Genomic DNA, 21465 nt, shown 5'->3' on the forward strand with positions numbered 1-21465 from the left:
GCCGTCCTCGCGGGCCACGGTCAGGTCCCCCGCTCGGCGCCGGCGCGGGCACCGGTCCTGGCGGTGCCGAGCCACGCGAGCACGGTGCGCAGGATGGTGGCCACGTCCCCGGAGGCCGTGAGCTCCTCGCGGTCGGCGAGGGCGTCGGCGATGCCGCGGGCGGCGTCCTTCTCGTTCCAGCCCAGGCCCACGAGGGCCTCGAGCACCTGCTCCCGCCAGGGCTCGACCGGAGCGGCGGCGGGCGGGGCGGGGCGGTCGGGGACGATGAGCTTGTCGGCCAGTTCCAGGACGATCCGGCGGGCGCCCTTGGGCCCGATGCCGGGCACCGTGGTGAAGGCCTTGGGGTCCCCCTGGGCGATGGCGCGGTGCACCTCGTCGGGGCCGAGCACGGAGAGCACGGCCAGGGCCGTGCGCGGGCCCACGCCGCTGATCCCGAGCATGATCTCGAAGACTTCCCGCTCGGCCGGGCTGCGGAAGCCGAACAGCAGCGGGGACTCGTCCTTGCGCGCCACGTACGCCGTGTCGAGCCGGACCTCTCCCCCGATCCGCAGACCGGACAGCGTCTCCGGCGTCGCCTGGACCTGGACGCCGAAGCCGCCCACCGCCACGACGGCGGTGGTGAGGCCGACGTGCTCGACCTGTCCCGTGATGGACGCGATCACCGCGCGCCTCCTTCCCGTGCTCCGGCGGGGGCCGGGAACGGTCGATCGAACACATCTACGAATACGGACTCGCGGGCCACTGTAGCAGGGTGCACGGACTCAGCCTCCCCCGCCCCGGCGGGCCCGGGCCTCCGCCTCGGCCCAGGCCCGCTGGGCCGGGGTCATGCCGGTGCGGGCGGAGGCGAGGGGGCGGGCGCCCTGGTGCGTCTCGGTGCGGGCCGTCGCGTCCACGCCCGTGCCGCCCCCGCGCCAGCCGTGGCAGATGGCGATGGCCAGGGCGTCGGCGGCGTCGGCGGGCCGGGGCGCCTCCTCGAGCCGGAGGATGCGCACGACCATCCGGGCCACGGAGGACTTGTCGGCCCGTCCCTCGCCGGTGACCGCGGCCTTGACCTCGGACGGGGTGTGCCACGCGACCGGCACGCCGTGCCGGGCGGCCGAGGCGATCACGGCCCCGGAGGCGTGGGCGGTGCCGATGACCGTGTTCACGCTGGTCTGGGCGAACACCCGCTCCAGGGCGAGGACGTCGGGGTGGTACCGCTCGATCCACCGCTCGGTGGCCTCCCAGATCCGCAGCACGCGCACGTCGAGCGGGTCGGCTGCCTGCGTGCCGGCGACGCCGACGTCGACGAAGGACGCGGTGCGGTTGCCGGCCATGTCGATCAGGCCGAACCCGCACCGCGTCAGTCCCGGGTCGACCCCGAGGATCCGCTGCGTGGCCGTGGTCAGTCCTCGGAGTCGAGCTGCGCGAGGACCTCGGCGGGGATGTCCGCGTTGGAGTAGACGTTCTGCACGTCGTCGAGCTCCTCCACGGCGTCGGCCAGGCGCAGGAACTTGCGCGCGCCCTCCTCGTCCAGCTCCACCAGCATGCTCGGGCGGAACTGCGGGTCGTCGTTGTTGTACTCGAGGCCCGCCTCGTCGAGGGCGGCGCGGATGGCCGGCAGGTCGGTGGCCTCGGAGACGACCTCGAAGACGTCCTCCTGCTCCACGACCTCGTCCGCGCCGGCGTCCAGGACGGCCATGAGGACGTCGTCCTCGGTCAGCCCGTCGGTGCGGGTGACCTCCACGACGCCCTTGCGCTCGAAGAGGAACGCCACGGAGCCGGAGTCCGCCATCGTGCCGCCGTTGCGGGTCACGGCCACGCGCACCTCGGAGGCGGCGCGGTTCTTGTTGTCCGTGAGGCACTCGATGTACAGCGCCGTGCCCTGCGGGCCCCGGGCCTCGTAGATGATCTCGGTGTAGTCGACGACCTCACCGGTCAGCCCGGCACCGCGCTTGACCGCGCGGTCGATGTTCGCCACCGGCACCGAGTTCTTCTTGGCCTTCGACACGGCCAGGTCCAGCGCCGGGTTGCCCGCGGTGTCGGGCCCGCCCATGCGCGCGGCCACCTCGATGCCCTTGATGTACTTGGCGAAGGCCTTGGCGCGCTTGGCGTCGATCGCGGCCTTCTTGTGCTTGGTCGTGGCCCACTTGGAGTGTCCTGACATGCGTTCCTCCTCGGAAGTCGTGACGGGAAGTCGTGACGGGAAGTCGTGACGGGACGTCGCGCTCGATGATCTCGCGAGCCGTCGGCCGCCGTCCCGACGCGGCCCGTCCCGGCGGCAGGCCGGGACGGGCCGGAAAAGTCCTGGTCCATTCTACCGGGTGCGGCGCCGCCCGGACCCGGCCGGCGCTCACGGGCCGGCGCCGGCCCGTCAGCGCGGACGGCTCTGGGCGACCTCCCGGGCGTGCTCGGCGAGCGTGTCGTCCAGCGGCTCGGCGTCGAAGGCCCCGAAGCGGCGCTCCACCGCGGCCCGGATGAGGTGGTCCGCCACGGCGGGGTTCTTCGGCAGCATCGACCCGTGCAGGTAGGAGGCCACCACGTGGTGCACGCGCGCCCCCTCGGTGCCGTCCTCCCCGTTGTTGCCGGCGCCCTTGCGGACCGTGCCGAGCGGGGCCTGGCCCGGGCCCAGCCGGGTGATCCCAGAGTGGTTCTCGTAGCCCACCACGGTGCCGAACTCCGGGGACTCCAGGACGATGTTGCCGATCAGGCGCGTCGGCCCGCCCACCGTGGTGAGGTCGAGGATCCCGATCCCGGGCAGGGTCTCCCCGGCACCGGTGCGGAACTCGTGGCCGAACAGCTGGTAGAGCCCGCAGATCGCGAGCATCGGCACGCCGTCGGCGGCCATCGACCGCAGCTCGGGGGCGATCCGCTGCAGGTCCTCCTGCACCCGGAACTGCCCCGAGTCCTGGCCCCCGCCGCCCACGAGGAGGTCGGCGTCGCCGGGGAACGGGTCCCCGGGGTCGTGGTCGGACAGCCGCACGGCGTAGCCGTACTTCTCGAGCCGGCGCTTGAGGGTCAGGGTGTTGCCCCAGTCGCCGTAGATGTTCATGTCCCGGGGGTAGAGCTGGACGAGGTGGACGGTGCGGTCGGTCACGGGGGCTCCGCTCAGATCTCGGCGACCTCGGCCACGCGGGACAGCTCCCGGCGCAGCTCGAGCATGGACGTGTAGGTGCAGAAGACGCGCATGGGCCGGTCGCCGGCCGCGGCCACGAAGCGCCGCAGCGCGTCGCCGAGGGCGGGGACGACCTGGTGCACGGGAACCTCGTCGTAGTCGAGGCGCAGCGCCATGTCCCACGCCCGGGTGCCGCCGACGACGTCCACCCCGCCGTCGCGCAGGGAGTGGAAGTCGACATCCCACAGCCAGGAGACGTCCCGGCCGTCGGCGTACTCGTCGTTGATGGTGACCATGGTGGCGTAGTCGCCCGGACGGGCCGAGGCCAGGGACAGGCGGAACCCGGCCGGGTTCTTCACGAGCAGCAGCTGCAGCGGCCGGCCGTCGACGTGGATCGTCTCGCCGCGCCCGAAGGCGGGGGTGACGCGGGACAGCTCGTCCACCAGGGCCGGCCGGTCGGCCGCCGGCCCGGCGACGGCGAGCACCAGCGCCAGGGCGGCCGCCGCGTTGTAGATGTTGTAGACGCCGTAGAGCTCCACGGTGGCCTCGACGCCCTCGCCGCCCACCGTGAGCTGCACCCGGTTCGCCGCGAAGGACGTCAGCTCCACCTCGGCGTCCGGGCGCGGCGCGAGCTCCTGCTCGTGGTCCTCCTCCGCGTCGGGGCCGCCGGCGGAGCGCATGTCGTCGTCGGAGGGGAACATCGGGCGCAGGCCGGGCGCGAGGCCGAACCAGCGGACCGCGGTGCCGTCCGGGACGTGCTCGGCCAGCGACGCGATCCGGGGGTCCTCCCGGTTGAGCACCACGGTGCCCGTGGTGGCCGCCGCGACCTGGGCGAGCATCCGGCGGGTGGTGTCGATCTCGCCGAAGCGGTCGAGCTGGTCGCGCATGACGTTGAGCAGCAGCGCGTGGCGGGGCCTGACCCGCTTGACGAAGTGCACGGCGTGGGCCTCGTCGAGCTCGAGCACGGCGATGTCCGCGTCGAGCCGGCCGGTGAGGCTCATCTCCCCCAGCAGCGCCGCCGCCACGCCGCGGACGAAGTTGGAGCCGGTGCGGTTCGTGAAGACCTTGTACCCCTGCGAGCGCAGCAGCTGGACGGTCATCTTCGTGGTGGTGGTCTTGCCGTTGGTGCCGCTGACGACCACGACGCCGTGGGGCAGCTTGGCGAGCTCCTCCGCCACGAACCCGGGGTGCAGCTTCTCCATCACGAGCCCGGGGAAGGCGGAGCCTCCGCCGCGCAGGGTCGTCAGGTACCGGATGCCTTGGCCGAGCAGGCGCACGTGGGGTCTGGACATGCGTTCCATCCTATGGTCTGCACACCTGCGGGGCGGGCACACGCGTGCGTCCGCGAGCGTGAACGGCGCCCCTCCCCCGCGGAATGCACGGGAGACGGGCGACGACGACGGGGCGCGGTCCGGAGAGGGAGCCGCTCCGCCACGCAGCACCACGCCGCGCCGGAGGTTGTGCCGTGGCGGTGGAGCGGTCCGCTGGTTGCCGGTGTGCGCTGTTCCAGGGGCCTGTGATCGTGCGGTGGCGCCGGTGCAGGTCCCGGGGTCCGCGACGGCTGCACCGGCCGCTACCTGGCCTCGGTCACCGGCCTCGCCCCTGCCTCCGACACACGCGGCCTCTCCGACCTGGCCCGTGACCTCCGCGCCACCTGCGGTGACGTGTGGGTCCTCGACCCGCAAGGTGCGGCCGGGGAGAAACCGACCTGGTGGTGGAACCCGCTGACCTGCGTCACCGGCCGGGAACGGGGCGCAAAGAGGCCACGAACTTCACGCCTGGCCCCGCCGGCAAGGGCCTCCTGGCCGGCGTGCTGAGCGGCATCAGCACATCACCCCACCGCCGGCCCTGAAGAGCGGAGGGGATGGGAAAGAGATTCATTCCGACCCCCTGTCCAACCCCTGTCGTAGTAGACCAACATCACGACACGGCACAGACACCGAGATGCCCCTCCCCTGGCCACGCGCACGCGCACGGTGATCACAGGTGGCGATCGCGCTCATGGTCTGCACCCCCGTCCGCGAGCCCGACAGGCGAACTGCAGCGATCCGTGGCCCCGGGCGAAACTCACCGCCGAGGACCCGACAAGCTGGGCCCGTGGTGATCGCCCACCACAGGAAGGAGTGCCGCGATGGCCCTGCCGCCGACCCCGACCGAAATCCCGCTGGCCGAGGCGGTGGAGTGCTACCTGGAGGCCTGCCGGAACAAGGCGCTGATCCGGAGGTTGTCCCCGGCCACCGTGCACAACTACACGGTGGACCTGTACCGGTTCCTCGAGCTCCTTCCGCAGGCCGAGGAGCACACCAGCGAGTCGGTCACCGGCGCCCATGTCGATGAGGTGCTGCTGGCCTACGCCAACACCGCCGCAAACCCACCCCCGGCCAGATAGTGGGTGATGAGCGAAAGCAGATGGCGGCCACCGATGCCGAGGCCAAGGCCGGCAGGTCCACGCTGCGGATGCGCCGATCCCTGTCGGGGTTCTTCACCTATTGCGTGGACCAGGCCTTCGCCACCGTCTCTCCCATGCGCACCTCCGAGATGGAACCTAAAAACGAGGGCAAACTACGGGTCGAGCGCACTTCCTTGGACATCGAACAGGCCCAGGCCCTGCTCACCCCCGGGCCCGGGGACGCCACTACAAACTCGCACCACGACCGTGACGCCATCGCCCTGGCCCTGATGGGGGTACTGGGCCTGCGGGCTGGGGAGATCGTGGGCCTGGACACCGACCACTTCATCGCAGCCACCTCCAACACCCCGGCTTCCCTGCAGGACTACGGCAAGGGCCGCAGCGGGCGCACGGTGTCTCTCCCGCCGTGGATGGAGCAACTAATCGTGGCCTACCGTGCCCGCCTCTGCGCGAGTACCCCGGCCGCCCTGCTGCTTCCGGCCACCGGCAACCGCCTGGCGGTGCGCGACATCGAACGACTGCTCGAACGAGCCGTGAAGCGCACCCGGGCCGCGGACCCGGCCCACGCCCGGGCGGTGGTCCCGCACGGGCTGCGTCACACGGCTGCGACCCTGATGCTGGCGGAGGGTTGGGATGTGAAAGTCGTCGCCCAACTGCTGGGCCATGCCTCGGTCAGCACCACCTCCAAATACCTGGACGAGTTGCCCGGGGAGCTGTCCGTGGCGGTCAACGCCCACCCCCTCACCCTCACCCGGTTATAGGCGGTCCTCCACTCGGTGTAGCGCATTCCTCCTGGAATCCAGCTTCCCGCCAAAGCCGTAGTCGGCGCCAGGCGGTGTACCCGGATTCACGCCCTTACGTCGCCACCACGGGCTCGAGGTCCTCCCGTTGCCGACTCACCCCCGCGCCGACACCGGAAGCAAGGTGAACCCCGGCCCCTGACCGCCCTCGCTGCCTGACCTCCTAGAAGTATCGCTACACCACCCCAGGGGGCTTGACCACCGGCGGAAATGGCTTCGCCTGCCCACCAGGGCCGTCAACCGCCTTGAGTTGACCCCAGATTCCACGCTGCAGCGGTACACACCAGCAGCTGCGGAACCCATTGCGCCGTGACTGCACCGAGGCGGTCTCCTGACTGTCCGAACACCTCTCGCAGCCGGCCTTCACGTTCATTTGATCCAGCTGCACTTCACACATTTCGTCGTGACCCTTGTCACAACACCGGACGGCGCTCTACTCTTGTGCAGTATCCACAGCGTTGTTGCAATATATGCAACAAGAAAGATAGGGGACGAAGATGTCCGCACGTTCGATCCGACGGCGCACGGTTGCCGGCGCCGCCGCACTCACCGGCCTGCTAGCTCTGACTGCTTGTGCTGACCGCAACGGCGCTGCTGCTTCGGGGGGCGAGTTCCCAGCAGAGACGATCACCTTCATGACGCCCACTTCCGCCGGTGGCGCGACCGATCTGACGGCTCGGACTCTCGCCACCGAGATGGAGGAGGATCTCGGGGTTTCCATCGTCGTGGAGAACCGGCCTGGTGGCGCCGGCAGCGTTGGCATGGAGCATCTGGCCGGTCAGGCCGCCGATGGCTACACCATCGCGGTCCTGCCGGTGGAGGTCAGTCTTCTGGGGCACCAGGGTTACGAGGTCGATCCTGCCGACTTCGACTTCCTCGGTCAGGCCAACTCCCAGCCCGGGACCATCGCGGTCCCTGCCGACAGCCCCTTCCGTACCCTGGAGGACCTGATCCGCGCGGCGGAGGAGGAGCCAGGCAGCGTGGCGGTGTCCAACGCCGGGCCTGGTTCCATCTGGGAGCTGGGTGCCACCGAGCTGGGCAACGCCGCAGGTGTGGAGTTCAAGAACGTTCCGTTCGACGGGGGCGCCCCGGCGGTGACAGCAGCCACGGGCGGGCAGGTGGACGCGGTCGTGGCCGGCATCGGTGAGACGGCTCCGGCTCACGAGGACGGCCGTCTGCGGGTGTTGGCAGTCTTCACCGAGGACCGCGCCCCAGCGTTGCCCGACGTGCCGACCGCTTCCGAGCAGGGCCACGATGTGGTGATCGGCAGCTGGGCCACGGTCGCCGCACCGGCCGGGCTCGACCCGGATGTGGCCGCGACCTTGGAGGCGTCCTTGGAGAAGGCGGTCTCCTCCGAGGCCTACGTGTCCTTCATCGAGAAGGGCGGCAATCTGCCGCTCTATCGCTCAGCGTCCGAGACGGAAGAGTTCGTGAACGCCGAGAGCGACCGCTTCGCCGAGCTCCTGGGCGCCGGGTCGTGAAGGACACCCCGGTGATCGGCGCCACGGACCGGCTGCCCGGCGGTGAGACAACACCCTCCAACTATGGTCTGGATGCGCAGTCCTCACCGAAGGCTGGTGGTACCAATCAGCGGGGTCTGCTTGTGGCCCTGGCGGTGGCCATCCTCGGCGGCACCACGATGTGGTCCGCCCACACCTTGGAGACCTCGTCGGTGGGCGCATCCATCGGCCCACAGTGGTGGCCGATGGTGCTTGGTGGGGTGCTCGTGGCCGGTGCTGTTGCCATTGGGCTCGTGGCTCTGCGGCGGCCCGATCCAGTGTCGGAGCAGCCGGTGAGCGCTCACGGTCTGGGCCGGTTGGGAGCCGTTGTCGCGGCCATCGTGGTCTACGGCTTCGGGTGGTACTTCTTCCACTTCCTGCCGGTGACCGCGGTCTTCCTGGCCGCTCTGATGTTCGTCACCGGCGGGCGAGGCGTGAAGGCCTTGATCGTTTTCCCGGTCTTGACCGCGGCGATCCTGTACGGGCTGTTCGGGTTGCTGCTGCGGGTGCCACTGTGAACGCCGTGACCACGGGCGTCACCGCTCTCCTGGACCCCACCATCGGCCTGTGCCTGCTGATCGGTGTCCTCCTGGGCACACTGGTCGGGGCCGTGCCGGGCATCACGGCCACGATGGCGGTTGCACTGGCGGCCGGGTTCACCCTGACGCTGGAACCCCTGCAGGGCTTGGCCGTGCTGCTGTCCATCTACGTGGCGGCGCAGTTCGGCGACCGGGTACCGGCCATCCTCGTGAACACACCCGGCACGCCGGCCTCGATCGCCTCCACCTTCGACGGGTACCCGTTGGCCAAACAAGGCCGGGCCGGCATCGCCCTGACCAGCTCCGCCCTGGCCTCCGCGGCAGGAGCATTGGCCGGCATTCTCATCCTCGTGCTCGCCGCCCAGCCTCTGGCCTCGGTGGCACTGCGGTTCGGTCCGGCCGAGATGTTCGCTCTTGTGGTGTTCGGTCTGACCATGATGGTCGGCGTCTCGGGCAGCAACGTCTTGCGCGGCCTCGTCGCCGGTGCGGCAGGGCTCCTGCTGGGCACCGTCGGACGCGATCCCATCACCGGCGACACACGGTTCGCTTTCGGGCTGTCCGAGCTGAGCTCCGGCATCCCCTTCATCGCAGCGATCATCGGTCTGTTCGGCATCGCCGAGCTGTTCAACCAGCTCGTCGAGACGCGACGCCGGAACACTCCCACCCCGATCACGCAGCTGGGCGCGTGGTGGCCTACCCGGGTAGAGCGCCGGGAGCTGCTCAAACCCTCTGCCATCGGCACCGGAGTCGGCGCCGTCGTCGGCGTCGTTCCTGCTGCCGGTGGCGACATCGCCGGCGTCATCGCCTGGGCCCAGGCCAAGCGGGCGTCCAAGCACCCCGAACGCTTCGGGCACGGCTCACTCGAGGGCCTGGCCTCGGCCGACAGCGCGAGCACGGCCACCATGGGCGGGTCCGTCACCACGACCCTGGCCCTGGGTGTGCCCGGGGACTCCGTGATGGCGGTGATGATCGGCTCCATGATCATCTGGGGGCTGCAGCCCGGTCCGGCGCTGTTCGTCGAGTCCCCCGATCTGGTCTACAGCCTGGCCGTGATCATGGTGCTGGCCACGTTGCTGGCCCTGGGTCTGGCCCTGGTACGCATGCAGGGCGTGGTGAAGTTGCTCGCCCTGCCGCAGCAGTACCTGACCGCGATCATCATCTCCTTCTGCATCGTGGGGACCTATGCGGTGCAGAGCAGCGTCTTCGATGTGGTCCTCATGCTCTGCTTCGGCCTCGTCGGCCTGCTGATGCGCCGGTTCGGTTTCCCCGCCGGTCCCATGGTGCTGGGACTCATCCTCGGTCCCCTGGCAGAGAGCAATCTCCGGCGGGCCCTGGTCATCGACGGCATGGGCACCGTGCTCACCAGTCCCATCGCGGTCGCCCTCCTCCTCCTCAGTCTCGGCGCTGTGCTGCTGCCCTGGCTTCGTTCCACCTCGAAAGCGAGAAAGCTCCGTGCACGAGTTCCTGAAAACGTCCGGTGAGGGCCCCTCGGTCCTGTGCCTCGGCGAGACCATGGCCCTCGTCGCCCCGGCCGATGCCGAACCCCTCGAAACCGCCCAGAGCTTTATCCTCTCGGCCGGTGGCGCAGAATCCACCGTGGCCCTCTATCTGGCCGGGGCGGGGCACCGCACCGCCTGGTTGAGTCGGGTGGGCAACGACCCCCTGGGCCGGCGTCTGCTGCGCCAACTCCAAGCACACGGGGTCGACACCTCACTGGTCAGCGCGGACTCCGGTGCCCCGACCGGGGTGTACTTCAAAGACCCCGGAGAGTCCGCCACCACCGTCTACTACTACCGCTCAGGTTCTGCGGCATCGCGAATGGGCCCGTCCGCCCTTGACGTCATCGACTGGGCGGGGCTGCCGCTGCTGCACTTGTCGGGCATCACCGCTGGGCTCTCCCCCAGCTGCCGCGCCCTGCTGGACACGGCCTTCACCACTGCCCGCGCCCACGGCACCTGCGTGTCCTTCGACGTCAATCACCGCCCGGGGCTGTGGAGCGCCGAAGAAGCAGGACCCGTGCTGGCCGACTACGCCCGGCAGGCCGACATCGTGTTCGTCGGCCGGGACGAGGCGGAGACGCTGTGGGGCACCGGAGACCCCGACAAGCTCTACGAGAGCCTCGGGGCACCACGCCACCTGGTGGTCAAGGACGGGGCAGTAGGGGCCACAGACGTCTCCGCAACGGGAGCGGTGTTCGTTCCCGCCCACGCGGTGGAGGTCGTGGAGGTGGTGGGCGCAGGCGACGCTTTCGCTGCCGGCTACCTGTCCGGCCTGCTCACCGGAGAACAGCCCGGGGCACGTTTGGCGCTGGGTCATGCTGTGGCCACCCGGGCCCTGTCCAGCGTCCATGACTTCGATCTGGTGTAGTGAGCCCATGTCACAGAGCATTCAGCGCGCCATCGAGATCCTTGAGTACGTCAGTGCCCAGCCACGCACGCCCAGTGAGGTCGGCGCGCACTTCAAGATTCATCGTTCCACCGCTCTGCGCACCCTGCAGACACTCACCGAGAGCGGGCTGACGCGACGCCGAGAAGACGGACGCTACGGCGTGGGCTACCGCTTGGCCGGACTGGCCAACCTCGCCCTGGAACAGTTCGACCTGGCCAACATCGCTCACCCCTATCTGCAAGAACTGGGGCGCCGGTGTGGGCACACGGTGCACCTGGCCGCCGTCCAGGGCCGGTCCATCGTCTACGCCGACAAGATCGAGCAACCAGGCATGGTGCGGCTGTACTCCCAAATCGGGCACCCGGTCACGATCCACACTTCCGGGGTCGGCAAAGCCATCCTTGCCTACCAGCCCCCCGAGTTCGTGGAGCACATGCTCGACGGCACCGATTTCTCCCGCTACACCTCCACGACGATCACCTCGCGCGAGCAGTTCCTCGAGCAGCTGGGCCAGGTGGTCGAACAGGGGTACGCGGTCGACGACGGGGAGTACGAGGACTTCGTCAACTGTGTGGCTATGCCGTTACGGGAGGCCACCGGTCAAGTGATCGGCGCCGTGTCCATCACCGCGCTGAAAGCACGCGCCACCATGGACGACCTCTCCGAACTGCTACCGGCACTGAGAACCACTACCACCACGATCTCCGAGGAGCTGGGATGGCGTCCGTAGACGACTTCTTCGACAGCACGTTCGCCCACAATTCCGTCATGGCTATCCTGCGCGGCTACACCCCGCGGCGCACCGTCGAGCTGGCCACCCGGGCCTGGGAACTGGGCATCGACTGTGTAGAGGTCCCCATCCAATCCCTCGCAGCCGTCGAAGCCCTGGTCGCGACCGTGGCCGCCGGCCGTGACCACGGCCGTGTCGTGGGTGCAGGCACCGTCATCAGTTTGGAGCGCCTGGAGCAGGCGATCACGGCCGGGGCGGCGTTCACCGTCGCCCCGGGCCTGGATCTCACCGTGGCCCGGGCCAGCCTCGCGGCAGGCCTGGCCCACCTCCCCGGAGTGGCCACAGCCTCGGAGATCCAGCACGCCGCCGACCACGGAATGCGCTGGGTCAAAGCGTTCCCCGCGAACAGTCTCGGGACCTCCTGGTTCCACGGGATGCGCGGGCCCTTCCCCGAGATCAAGATCGTCGCCACCGGCGGAATCAACGCCCGCAACGCCTCGGAGTATCTCGGAGCCGGAGCCGACGTCGTCGCCGTCGGCTCCGCCCTGGAAGACCCGGCCCAGCTGGAACTCCTGGCGCAACTCATGCCATCGGCACCCACCACCGCCCGATAAGAGCCACAGCCGCTCACCGACCACCACGAGGACAAGGACATCCACCCGTGCAGAACACCACGAGCCACTACACCCCGGCCTCCACCCGGTACGACACGATGCAGTACCGCCGCGTCGGTAACAGCGGCCTGAAGCTGCCGGCCGTTTCCCTGGGCATGTGGCACAACTTCGGCGACGACACCCCCTTGGATCGGCAGCGCGCCATCATCCGCCAGGCCTTCGACCTGGGTATCACCCACTTCGACCTGGCCGATGGCTACGGCCCTCCCGCAGGATCATCAGAACGCAACGTCGGGCGGATCCTGTCCCAGGACTTCCGTGGACTGCGCGATGAACTGGTGATCTCCACGAAGGCCGGCTACCCGTTCTCCCCCGGCCCCTACGGCACCGGCAGCTCCCGCAAGCACCTCTTGAGCGCCCTGGACCGGTCCCTCGACAACCTCGGCCTGGACTACGTGGACATCTACTACAGCCACCGCTTCGACCCGGAAACCCCCGTAGAGGAGACCGCCGCCGCCCTGGACACCGCAGTCCGTCAGGGCAAGGCCCTCTACGCAGGTGTGTCCTCCTACTCCCCGGCACGCACCCAGGAGATCGCGACCGCCCTGCGGAGCTTGGGCACCCCGTTGTTGATCCACCAGCCCTCCTACTCCCTGCTCAACCGATGGGTCGAGCAAGGAGACCCCAGTCTTCTCGACGTCCTGGCAGCCGAGGGCACCGGGTGCATCGCCTTCTCCGTCCTGGCCCAGGGCCTGCTCACCGGCAAATACCTCAACGGCGTACCCGAGGGCTCCCGGGCGACCCAGGGCAAAACCCTCAAGGACGGCATGCTCTCCGAGGAGAACCTAGACCACGTCCGCGCCCTGGCCCGGATCGCCGAGGAACGAGGCCAATCCCTGGCGCAGATGGCCGTCGCCTGGGTCCTCAAGGACTCCAGGATCTCCTCTGTGCTCGTCGGCGCCAGCCGACCCGAGCAGCTGGAGGACACCGTGAAGGGGCTGCAGGGCCCCGCATTCACCGATGATGAGCTCTCACGCATCGAGGAACACGCCCTCGACGGCGGGCTCAACCTCTGGACCGTCTCGAGCGAGGCCTAAATGACCGACGACCGCACCTACCACGAGCAGATCCAGGCCGATGAGCAAGATCTGCAATTCAGCACCTTTGACCGCGAAGATGCCTGGCGCCTGGGCACCGCCCTGCGCCAAGCAGCACTCGAGCAGAGACTGCCCCTGGTCATCGGCATCACCCTGGGCGCGCAACGGGTCTTCCACACGGCACTACCAGGAGCCACCCCGGACAACGACGCATGGCTCGAGCGTAAGGCCGCAGTCGTCACGCACTTCGAGCGCAGCTCCATGGGAGTGGGCGAGCAGTTCCGGGCGCTGGGACGGAACTTCGAAGAAGACTCTCGTCTACCGGCACACCGCTACGCCGCCAACGGCGGAGTATTTCCCATCAGATTGCTTGAATCCGGGCTCGTCGTCGGCACCGTCGGGGTGTCCGGGTTGCCCCAACGCGACGACCACGCGTTTCTCGTACAGCAACTGCGCACTTTTCTTTCGGGGCGGTGATCGGAACTCATTGACCGCGCCCGCAAACCTCTCCTCCACCGGTCACTAGTGTTGAACCCACTTCAACGCCACAGATCACCAGAGACGTGATGTCTCCGGTGATCTGTGGCGTTGTTGCTCTTCCCTGCAGGACGGCAGATTCTGGCCGTCATGGCAACAGCAGGTCGCCGATCACCTACGGCAACACCAGAGCCATGGGGCAGGTCACAGAGTCAACGTAAGCCGGGCCAGCCCCCATGCTCGCCGGGGTCCGTTCCAGGGTGGACGGTGGTCCGAACACCGTGGGCCATCTTCGCCGTGCCCGCGGCCGCAGTGCTGCGGCCTGACCCTCGGCGGCCATGACTTTGGCCCTACTTACCGGCTGCTCCAGCACCCCGGCCGAACCGGGCGGCAGCCCCGACCCTGCTGCGAGCACGGCGGCGTCCTCCCCCGCTGCCTCCAGCGCTCCCGCCGAGACCCCCTCCGCCACGCCGGCTGAGACGCCGTCGACGGCGCCGGACGCCTCCTCCGAGGCCCTGACCGCGCTCAACGGGCTGAAGTTCGCCGCCCGGCGCACGATGTCCGACTACGACCGCGCAGGACTGCTCGGCGGGTGGATCGACGCCGACGGGGACTGCGAGGACACCCGCCACGAGGTCCTCAACCGTGACCTCGACGACGTCGTCTCCGCCGACGGGTGCACCGTCGACTCCGGGGTCCTGGACCCGGACCCCTACACCGCCACCACGATCAACTTCGTGCGCGGGCCGGCCACCTCCTCCGAGGTCCAGATCGACCACGTGGTCTCCCTGGGCAACGCCTGGACCACTGGGGCCCGCAACCTCACCCAGGACCAGCGCGTGGAGCTGGCCAACGACCCGCTGAACCTGTTGGCTGTGGACGGGCCGGCCAACCAGTCCAAGTCCGACAAACCGGCCGATGAGTGGCTGCCGGACAACGTGGACTTCCACTGCGAGTTCGTCGCCATCCAGATCGCGGTCAAGGCCAAGTACGAGCTGTGGGTCACCGCCCCCGAGAAGGCCGCCATGACTGAGGTGCTGGCCGATTGTGAGGGCCAGGCCCTGCCGACGGACGCGACCGTGGCTGTCGGCGACATCCCCGGCAACGCCCCGGCACCAGTCGCGGAAGCTCCCGCGCCGGCTCCCCTGGAGCCCGAGCCTGAGCCCGCTCCCGTGGCGCCTGCCCCGGAGCCCGCGGCGCCAGCACCCGCTCCGGTGGTGCCTGAGCCGGCACCGGCAGCCCCGGGTGTTCCGGCCGGCGGATGGGCCAACTGTACGGAGGCCAAGGCTGCCGGTGCCGCCCCGATCTACCGCGGTTCCCCGGGCTACGCCCCGAAGCTGGACCGTGACGGCGACGGGGTGGCCTGCGAGAGCTGAGCCCGCCCCCCCCCCGCCAGCACAATGAAGCCCCGCACCTCCGCACCCCAGTAGGGATGAGGAGGGCGGGGCTTCGCCGTGCACCCGGTCGGTGCTCAAGAGCTCCAGGACGCCCCGGGTTGCTGGGGTCGGCCGGCGGTGAATGCCTCGCGCACCGCCACCTGCTGCTGCTCGGCCGGGGCGGCCTCGGCCTCGGCGATCACGGTGACGAAGGCTCTGGTGTCCTGTACCAGAACGGTGATCTTCTCCTGGTTGTCGACGGCCCAGTCGTAGGCGGTGGCGTAGTTGACAGTCTGGCCGGCGGCCACGACGGCGCCGTCCTCGGCGATCTCCACAGACATGCGGGCGCTCCTCTGCTCGGTGGTCTGCTGGCGAGCACGATCGTAACTGGGCTGCGATATTGCGCGGATTGAACACGCGGCGCCCAGGCCGTAGAGAGCAACCAGCTGTCGGCCACCGGCCTGACCGCCGCCCCGCAGCTGCCGGCTCGGCGCTGATCCCGGCCCGCCGCACGCACCGCCCCCGCGCCGGCCACCGGCTCGGGGGCGGTGCCGTGTTCGGTGCAGACTCCGCGTGCACAGACAGCACATCAAATGTGACCGGCTAGGTCAGCGAGCCATAACGATCGGGGAGTGATCGAGACACGGGTCGGCGCCCTGCTGTGATCGCGGGCCGACACTGTGCCTATGGGGGTCGAGCCGTGACGATGCCGACCCCCGCGTGCAGTTCCTGCCCGCGGTCCCGCGTTTAGTCGAGACCGTCAACCGAGGGCGACCGGCACGACCCGCGGTTGCGCCTCTGCCACAATTCCCGCCGCCGGCCACGGCTCTGCCAGCTTCCAGGGCTCCCGGACCGAGACAGACGGCCGACCAGCAAGGGTCATCAACCATGAACACCACCTCGCGGCGGGCTGCAGTCCTCGTCGCCGCCCTCGTCGTCGCCACCGCCCCGTCGGCGGCCGGTTCTCCCGCTGGCCCACTGGACCAGGTGCCCTGGCCGCCGCCCAGCATGCACGGCAAGTTCCTCCCCTATCCGGAAAACGTCGATCTGAACCGCACCTACCCGGCCTGCGGGTCGCACATCTTTGTCTACCCCGGCGACGTGTTCGACATGCAGTACCGGACCTTGATCAACGACGAGGGTGCGACCGTGGTGGAGTACCGCGGCAACCTCACCGTCGATGTGGACCGGCTTTCCGACGATGCCTCGCTCGAGGAGGTAGCCGTGTCCGGAACCTGGTTCGAGATCTACGATCCCTACGGCCAGACGGTGACCTACGACCGCCCTGGGCCGGCGATCGTGGCCGCGTCCGACGAGGTGGAGGCGGAGGCGTTCGCCGAGGCAGGGCTGCCCGAGACCTTCCTCTACCTTTCCGGGGACCTGACGGAGACCGTCATCTACGACAGGGCACCCAATGAGCTGGGTCAGCAGTTCCCGCAGGCGCTCACCGCGGAGATCACCGAGAACTCCACCGCCTACGTCTTCGACGTGTGCAAGCTCCTCGACGAGGCGCCCGCCGACCTGGTACCCGCCCCATAGCCCGAGGCCGCAGCGGCACCATCGATTGCTTCGATCTGTCTGTGCCCGTCCTCGGCACGACGCTCAGGGCAGGCCGTAGGGTGGAGCCAGCCAACCGGTGGCATGCCCGCCGCAGACCGAGGAGAACCGATGAGCCGTGATCTGCCTTCCGCTGTTGACGCCCTGGTCGTCGGTGGTGGTGTCGCCGGCTTGTCCGCGGCGACCTGGTTGGGCCGGTACCAGCGCTCCACCCTGGTGGTCGATGCCGGGCAGCACCGCAGCCGGTTCACCGACCACACCCACGGCCTGCTGGGCAGGGACCCCATCAGCCCGCACACGCTGCTGGCCCAGGCCCGCGCCGGGCTGGAGCAGTACCCCCAGGTGACCCTCCACGACGGGACGGTGGCCGACCTGGAGCGCACCGAGGGCGGCGGGTTCCTGGCCACCGTCGACGGCATGGAGATCACTGCCCAGCGGATCGTGCTGGCCACCGGGGTGCGGGATGAGTTCCCGCAGATTGCCGGCTTCGAGGACCACTACGGCACGGATGTCTACCACTGCCCGGCCTGCGATGGGTTCGACATCCGGGGCCAGGCGGTGATCGTGCTGGGCACCGGTAGTCACATGCCCGCCTATGCCTCGGAGATGCTGGATTGGTCCGACACCGTGCGGGTCGTCACCGACACCACCGACCGGGCCTTCGCCGAGGACCAACGCGCGGCTCTGCACGAGCACGGGATCGAGGTCGTGGACGGCGTGGCCGAAGCTCTGCTTGGGGCTCCGGGGGCATTACAGGGCCTCCGGCTGGCCGACGGGCGCGTGGTGGAAGGCACCACAGTGTTCTTCTCCTACGCCCACCACCCCACCAACAGCCTCGCCGCCCATCTGGGGTGCGAGCTCGACGACGAGGGGCACGTCGTCGTCAACGTGTGCCAGCTCAGCAGCGTTGAAGGGGTCTATGCGGCCGGGGACATCGCCCCGGGCCTGCAACTGGTGCCCATTGCCATGGCCCAGGGCGTAGCCGCCGGAGTCGCCTGCGCCACCTCCCTACACGGTCAGAGCACCACCGACCGGGCGCCCGATCCGGCCCCGCCCACCGACCGCTTCACCACCGAGTGATCACAGGCATCCACCGGTGGAGCAGCCCACAGCGCTGAGGCCGGCCGGGGTCAGGTCCGAAGCAAGGACACTGCTTTCGCTGGTGCTGCACGCCGTCACGCTCATCCACCCGGCCGACTGCGTCGGGCAAGAGAGCTGTGAGACCAGGTGTTAGTACCTGCCGGTGGTCCCGCCACCGCCCGCCCCGGCCCGGCCCGGCCCGAGACAGGCAACAACGGCTCGATCCGCTCCCATGCTTTATCTGTCAGCTCCCCACGGCCGACCATTCTGACGGTTCACCAGACCGCCTCACTGATTCGCAGGTCAGGCTCTAGTGGCGCAAGGTGTGTGCGGGGTTCTGCCCGTAGGCAGCCCGGTGGCGTCGGGCGAAGTCCCCGGGATAGGCAAAGCCCCAGCGCACGGCGACCGCGGCCACGGTGTCCCCGGCGGTCGGATCACCTCGGAGGAGGTCCTGGTGGGCGGCCGCCAACCGCAGCCGGCGCAGATAGGCTCCGGCGGTGGTGCCGGCCTGGGCGCGGAACGTGCGCGTGAGCTCGACGGTGCTGAGGTTCGCGTGGCGGGCGACGTCCTCGACGGTGATCGGCAGCGAGAGGGCCGCGTGGATGAACTCCACCGCCCGGGTGTAGGCGGCCTGCCGGGTCGCCACCGTCTCCCGCCGGGCCTGAGGGTCCCCGGCCAGGGGGAAAGTCTCCAGGGTGGCGACCGTCATCCGGTGGAACAGGTCCACGCGCAGCAACGGAACGTCGGCGACGGCGGGATCGGTCAGTCCTTGACGCACCAAGGCATGGGTGGCCTTCCAGTAGGCGGCCATCCGTGCCGACACCGGATCCGGGGCGGTGAAGCTCACAGGCAGGGCCTCGTTGCCGTAGACGGTGCGGGCGGTCCGCACGAGAGTGGCCAGTCGCAGATCAACCGTGTCGAGGCTCAAGGACTCCAGGACGGCGCGGTAGTCCTGATCTGGTTGCTTCATCGCCAGGCCGGTGCCACGGTGCCCGTTGATCTCCCAGCGATGGGTTCCCGAGCCCGGCAGGCTGACCGTGACCCTGTCCTCGAGCCTCAGATTCACCCGGCCCTGACCCCGGAGGTAGAAACGGGCCAGGGTCAGGTCCGTGTCTCCGTCCACGTCCTGGCGGTACACGAAGGCCGGGTCATCACCGGAGGCTCGGATCTGGGCACCTGCATAGGTCTGGGACAGGTGCTCGTTGACCAGCTCCGGGTCGGTGGTCGACAACCGCAGACGGACCGGCTGCGCCCGGTTCACGGCCGCACCCCCAGGGCCGGCTCCAGCAGCCTGGCCGGCCTCGGCACACCCCAGCGGCAGGGGTTGGTCACCACGGCCGATGTCATGTCTTCCAGGCTAGCCACCGGCCCGAACCCCGACCAGTCCCTGCGCAACAGATGACCTCCCTCAAGTCCCCACCGCCGGGGACCTCATGTAGCGGGATCAGGTGTGCAGGGTAGTCGAGGGCGCCTGTCCGTAGCGGGGGCGGTAGGCGGCGGCGAACCGCCCCTGATGGGCGAAACCCCACCGGGCGGCGACCTCCGCCACGGTTGACCCGGTGGTGGGATCGGCGGCCAGCAGATCGGCGTGGGCGGCCTCCAGCCTCCCCGCACGCCGGCGTAGCAGGAAGGATGGGGCTCGCCGCCAGAGGTCCGGGGCCGGAATGAGGAATCGCCACCGGGCCGGGGCCGGGTGGCGATTCCTGGAGTGGCGTCGGGGCGTTCAGCCCCATGCCGGTGATCTCAGATGGAGATCAGTGCGATCTTAGGAGATGACAGTGATGTTCGCGGCCTGGGGGCCCTTGGGGCCGTCCTGGGTCTCGAACTCCACGCGCTGGTTCTCCTCCAGGGAGCGGTAGCCGCCGGAGTTGATCGCGGAGAAGTGCGCGAACACGTCCTTGGAGCCGTCCTCGGGGGTGATGAAGCCGAAGCCCTTGTCGGCGTTGAACCACTTCACGGTGCCAGTAGTCATGGGGAACCTGTCTTTCTGGGAAACGGAGCGTCCCCGGCGATCGGGGTGCTCGGGCGTTGCGATGCCTGCCATGAACGTCTTCTCAGAAAAACTGCTGCGCCCGGATCGGGCGAACTGCTTGAACTGCAAGAACGAAACTTCAACAACTACGTTCCACTGTACGCGGTCCGGCCCTAATGCACAGTGACAGGCGACACCTGCGGTCTTGATGCCGCTGTCCACGGTCCACCTGGCACCGTTTCGGGGCACTGCGATACAGGACCTGCGGAAGGGGTGTTCATTCTGCGCCTTTGGAGTACTCACGGTGGAGCAGCTCGCAGGTGTAGGGGCCCGCAGTGGAGGTTGCCGGTCGATGAGTTCGTTGGCGACGTGGGCCAGCAGGTCCCGCTGGGGCCCGGGCAGGTCCAGGCAGTGGTGCAGGTAGGCTTCGACCTCGATCTCCCCGGCTTGGCCGCCCAGGGTGAGGTAGTGGAACCACACCTGCTTCACCGCGATGCCGGCGCGGTCGATGACCATGAGCAGCGGGCGGGCTTGTTCTGCTCCGGCACCGTCGTCCTCCACGGGTGCTCCTCACCCTTGCGAGTCCGGGCGGCGCTGAAGGATCTGGCGGGCGACCTCAGCCATGGGCCGGCCCTGGGCTCGGGCGGCCGTGAGCAGCAGGCAATGGGCGTCATCGGGGTCGGTGGCCCGTTGTTCCATCAGCATCCCGGTGGCCCGGTCGATCGTCTGTCGATCCTCCAGCCCGGTCTGCAGCGCGGCGCTGAGCCGTTGCGGGGCGTCCGTAGTCTGGGCTGCGCCCAGCAGGGTCGCCGCCGCGGCGGCCAACAGGCCCAGCTGCCGCTCCTCGTGGTCGGTGAAGGCATCGCCGACGGTGGCGTAGACCTTCATCGCCCCCAGGCACCGGTCCTGGAACACCATCGGGACACTGATCATCGACAGAATCCCCGAGGCGGCCGCGGCCACGCACCAGGCGGGCCACCGGTCATCGTCGGTGGTGTCGTTGACGCGCTGGAGGCTTTCGGTGGCCCAGGCGCTCAGGCACGGGCCCTGCCCCATCTCGTACTGCAGGACGTCGGCGGCTTCCACGAGACGGTCGGTGGCTGCGGTGCTGGTCCTGGTGCCCTGGTCGTCGAACCGCGAGACCCCGGCTCCGGCGGCCGCGGGGATAAGAGCCTGGGCGACCTGGGCCAGCTGGTGCACCGCGGCGGTGGCGTGCTCCTGGGACAGCAGCATGTTCTGGATGCGGGCGAAGACCGCGGTCAGTTCCATCGCGGAGGATTCAGTGTGCATGGGGACCTCCTGGGTCCAGCGGGGCGGATCGAGTCCAGTGCGCATCGTGGACTGTCGTGGCGGCCTCGAAGTCCGGTGGTTTCTCCCACGATGGCTACCCCTTTTGATCAACGGTTACGCCTGGCCGCACCGGGCCGGGCAGCCGGTGAATGATCGCGCAGTGGGCGCCGCTTCTGGTGCTGTGGCTGCCCCGGGCCAGGACTCTGACGACGCGGGAAGGCCTTCACAGATGGTGAGGCCCGCCTCGGCACGGGGTGACCGTGCCGGGGCGGGCCTCACGCATCGTGCTGGTGCAGCACCGGCCGGAGGCTGCCTCTGCCGGAGAGGCACGGGCTGCTGGGGAGGGCTGCTCCTGCTTCAGACGGCGTGGGCCATCGAAGCGTGGCGCAGCCGGTACTCGTCGGCGGGGATCAGCTTGGGGATCCCGCTGCTGGCCTCGCGCACCCACAGCACCCCGAGGTGGGCCGCCATCTGACTCACGGTGCCGGCATGGCGCAGGTGGTGCTCATCCCACACCTCGATCATCTCCCCGGGGCGTACCC

General features: G+C 69.5%; 24 protein-coding genes. 13 read left to right on the forward strand and 11 right to left on the reverse strand.

Annotation, left to right across the window (positions count from 1 at the left end; all coding sequences use genetic code 11):
• Positions 1-20 precede the first annotated feature (20 nt).
• The 5 genes from ruvA to RE027_RS11460 form a co-directional block, all read right to left on the reverse strand.
• Positions 21-662: a Holliday junction branch migration protein RuvA gene (gene ruvA, locus RE027_RS11440; RefSeq protein ID WP_368808393.1), complete on the reverse strand. Its 642-nt coding sequence runs from the start codon at positions 660-662 to the stop codon at positions 21-23.
• Positions 663-761: 99 nt separating this feature from the next.
• Positions 762-1388 (reverse strand): crossover junction endodeoxyribonuclease RuvC, encoded by a 627-nt coding sequence (ruvC, locus tag RE027_RS11445; RefSeq protein ID WP_368808417.1) that lies wholly within the window; start codon positions 1386-1388, stop codon positions 762-764.
• Entirely contained in the window at positions 1385-2146 is a 762-nt protein-coding gene (locus tag RE027_RS11450) for a YebC/PmpR family DNA-binding transcriptional regulator (RefSeq protein ID WP_368808394.1), read from the reverse strand. Before RE027_RS11450 ends, ruvC begins: the two co-directional genes overlap by 4 nt.
• A gap of 207 nt (positions 2147-2353) precedes the next feature.
• Positions 2354-3076: a type 1 glutamine amidotransferase gene (locus tag RE027_RS11455; RefSeq protein ID WP_368808395.1), complete on the reverse strand. Its 723-nt coding sequence runs from the start codon at positions 3074-3076 to the stop codon at positions 2354-2356.
• Between the two features lie 11 nt (positions 3077-3087).
• Positions 3088-4395: a MurT ligase domain-containing protein gene (locus RE027_RS11460; protein ID WP_368808396.1), complete on the reverse strand. Its 1308-nt coding sequence runs from the start codon at positions 4393-4395 to the stop codon at positions 3088-3090.
• 830 nt (positions 4396-5225) lie between these two features.
• On the opposite strand from RE027_RS11460, the gene RE027_RS11465 reads away from it, so the two are divergent.
• The 11 genes from RE027_RS11465 (at position 5226) to RE027_RS11515 (ending at position 15024) form a co-directional block, all read left to right on the forward strand.
• Positions 5226-5483: a hypothetical protein gene (locus RE027_RS11465; protein WP_368808397.1), complete on the forward strand. Its 258-nt coding sequence runs from the start codon at positions 5226-5228 to the stop codon at positions 5481-5483.
• A gap of 20 nt (positions 5484-5503) precedes the next feature.
• Positions 5504-6265, forward strand: a complete 762-nt coding sequence (locus RE027_RS11470; protein WP_368808398.1) for a tyrosine-type recombinase/integrase — start codon at positions 5504-5506, stop codon at positions 6263-6265.
• Between the two features lie 674 nt (positions 6266-6939).
• Positions 6940-7785 (forward strand): tripartite tricarboxylate transporter substrate binding protein, encoded by an 846-nt coding sequence (locus RE027_RS11475; RefSeq protein WP_368808399.1) that lies wholly within the window; start codon positions 6940-6942, stop codon positions 7783-7785.
• 11 nt (positions 7786-7796) lie between these two features.
• A complete protein-coding gene (locus tag RE027_RS11480) occupies positions 7797-8321 on the forward strand; it encodes a tripartite tricarboxylate transporter TctB family protein (protein ID WP_368808400.1) in 525 nt (174 codons plus the stop codon).
• Positions 8318-9823 (forward strand): tripartite tricarboxylate transporter permease, encoded by a 1506-nt coding sequence (locus tag RE027_RS11485; RefSeq protein WP_368808401.1) that lies wholly within the window; start codon positions 8318-8320, stop codon positions 9821-9823. Before RE027_RS11480 ends, RE027_RS11485 begins: the two co-directional genes overlap by 4 nt.
• A complete protein-coding gene (locus tag RE027_RS11490; protein WP_368808402.1) occupies positions 9795-10709 on the forward strand; it encodes a sugar kinase in 915 nt (304 codons plus the stop codon). Before RE027_RS11485 ends, RE027_RS11490 begins: the two co-directional genes overlap by 29 nt.
• 7 nt (positions 10710-10716) lie before the next feature.
• Positions 10717-11460: an IclR family transcriptional regulator gene (locus tag RE027_RS11495; RefSeq protein ID WP_368808403.1), complete on the forward strand. Its 744-nt coding sequence runs from the start codon at positions 10717-10719 to the stop codon at positions 11458-11460.
• A complete protein-coding gene (locus RE027_RS11500) occupies positions 11448-12074 on the forward strand; it encodes a bifunctional 4-hydroxy-2-oxoglutarate aldolase/2-dehydro-3-deoxy-phosphogluconate aldolase (RefSeq protein ID WP_368808404.1) in 627 nt (208 codons plus the stop codon). Before RE027_RS11495 ends, RE027_RS11500 begins: the two co-directional genes overlap by 13 nt.
• A 47-nt stretch (positions 12075-12121) precedes the next feature.
• Positions 12122-13171 carry an L-glyceraldehyde 3-phosphate reductase gene (gene mgrA / locus RE027_RS11505; protein WP_368808405.1) on the forward strand — a complete coding sequence of 350 codons (1050 nt, stop codon included), beginning with the start codon at positions 12122-12124 and terminating at the stop codon, positions 13169-13171.
• Positions 13172-13648, forward strand: coding sequence for a heme-degrading domain-containing protein (locus tag RE027_RS11510; RefSeq protein WP_368808406.1), 477 nt, complete (start codon positions 13172-13174; stop codon positions 13646-13648).
• 338 nt (positions 13649-13986) lie between these two features.
• Positions 13987-15024: an excalibur calcium-binding domain-containing protein gene (locus RE027_RS11515; protein ID WP_368808407.1), complete on the forward strand. Its 1038-nt coding sequence runs from the start codon at positions 13987-13989 to the stop codon at positions 15022-15024.
• A gap of 95 nt (positions 15025-15119) precedes the next feature.
• Here RE027_RS11515 and RE027_RS11520 read toward each other — a convergent pair whose 3' ends face one another.
• Entirely contained in the window at positions 15120-15365 is a 246-nt protein-coding gene (locus RE027_RS11520; RefSeq protein WP_368808408.1) for a hypothetical protein, read from the reverse strand.
• Positions 15366-15912: 547 nt separating this feature from the next.
• Here RE027_RS11520 and RE027_RS11525 point away from each other — a divergent pair.
• Positions 15913-16563, forward strand: a complete 651-nt coding sequence (locus tag RE027_RS11525; protein WP_368808409.1) for a hypothetical protein — start codon at positions 15913-15915, stop codon at positions 16561-16563.
• Positions 16564-16692: 129 nt separating this feature from the next.
• Entirely contained in the window at positions 16693-17661 is a 969-nt protein-coding gene (locus RE027_RS11530; RefSeq protein WP_368808410.1) for an NAD(P)/FAD-dependent oxidoreductase, read from the forward strand.
• A 310-nt stretch (positions 17662-17971) separates the two neighbouring features.
• Here the strand turns inward: RE027_RS11530 and RE027_RS11535 are convergent, their stop codons facing one another.
• The 5 genes from RE027_RS11535 to RE027_RS11555 form a co-directional block, all read right to left on the reverse strand.
• Positions 17972-18922 (reverse strand): helix-turn-helix transcriptional regulator, encoded by a 951-nt coding sequence (locus RE027_RS11535; protein ID WP_368808411.1) that lies wholly within the window; start codon positions 18920-18922, stop codon positions 17972-17974.
• Between the two features lie 183 nt (positions 18923-19105).
• The gene (locus RE027_RS11540) at positions 19106-19327 is read right to left on the reverse strand and encodes a helix-turn-helix domain-containing protein (RefSeq protein ID WP_368808418.1); all 222 of its coding nucleotides are present in this window, start codon (positions 19325-19327) and stop codon (positions 19106-19108) included.
• Positions 19328-19426: 99 nt separating this feature from the next.
• On the reverse strand, positions 19427-19633 hold the full coding sequence (cspE, locus tag RE027_RS11545; RefSeq protein WP_368808419.1) for a transcription antiterminator/RNA stability regulator CspE: 207 nt from the start codon (positions 19631-19633) through the stop codon (positions 19427-19429).
• Positions 19634-20203: 570 nt separating this feature from the next.
• Complete coding sequence (locus tag RE027_RS11550) at positions 20204-20923, reverse strand: GAF and ANTAR domain-containing protein (RefSeq protein ID WP_368808412.1); 720 nt, start codon at positions 20921-20923, stop codon at positions 20204-20206.
• A 357-nt stretch (positions 20924-21280) separates the two neighbouring features.
• Positions 21281-21465 (reverse strand): hypothetical protein (locus tag RE027_RS11555; RefSeq protein WP_368808413.1); only part of this gene is annotated, 185 nt, incomplete at its 5' end.

Source organism: Kocuria sabuli, from assembly GCF_040981185.1.
In the GTDB taxonomy this organism is placed as follows: Bacteria; Actinomycetota; Actinomycetes; order Actinomycetales; family Micrococcaceae; genus Kocuria; species Kocuria sabuli.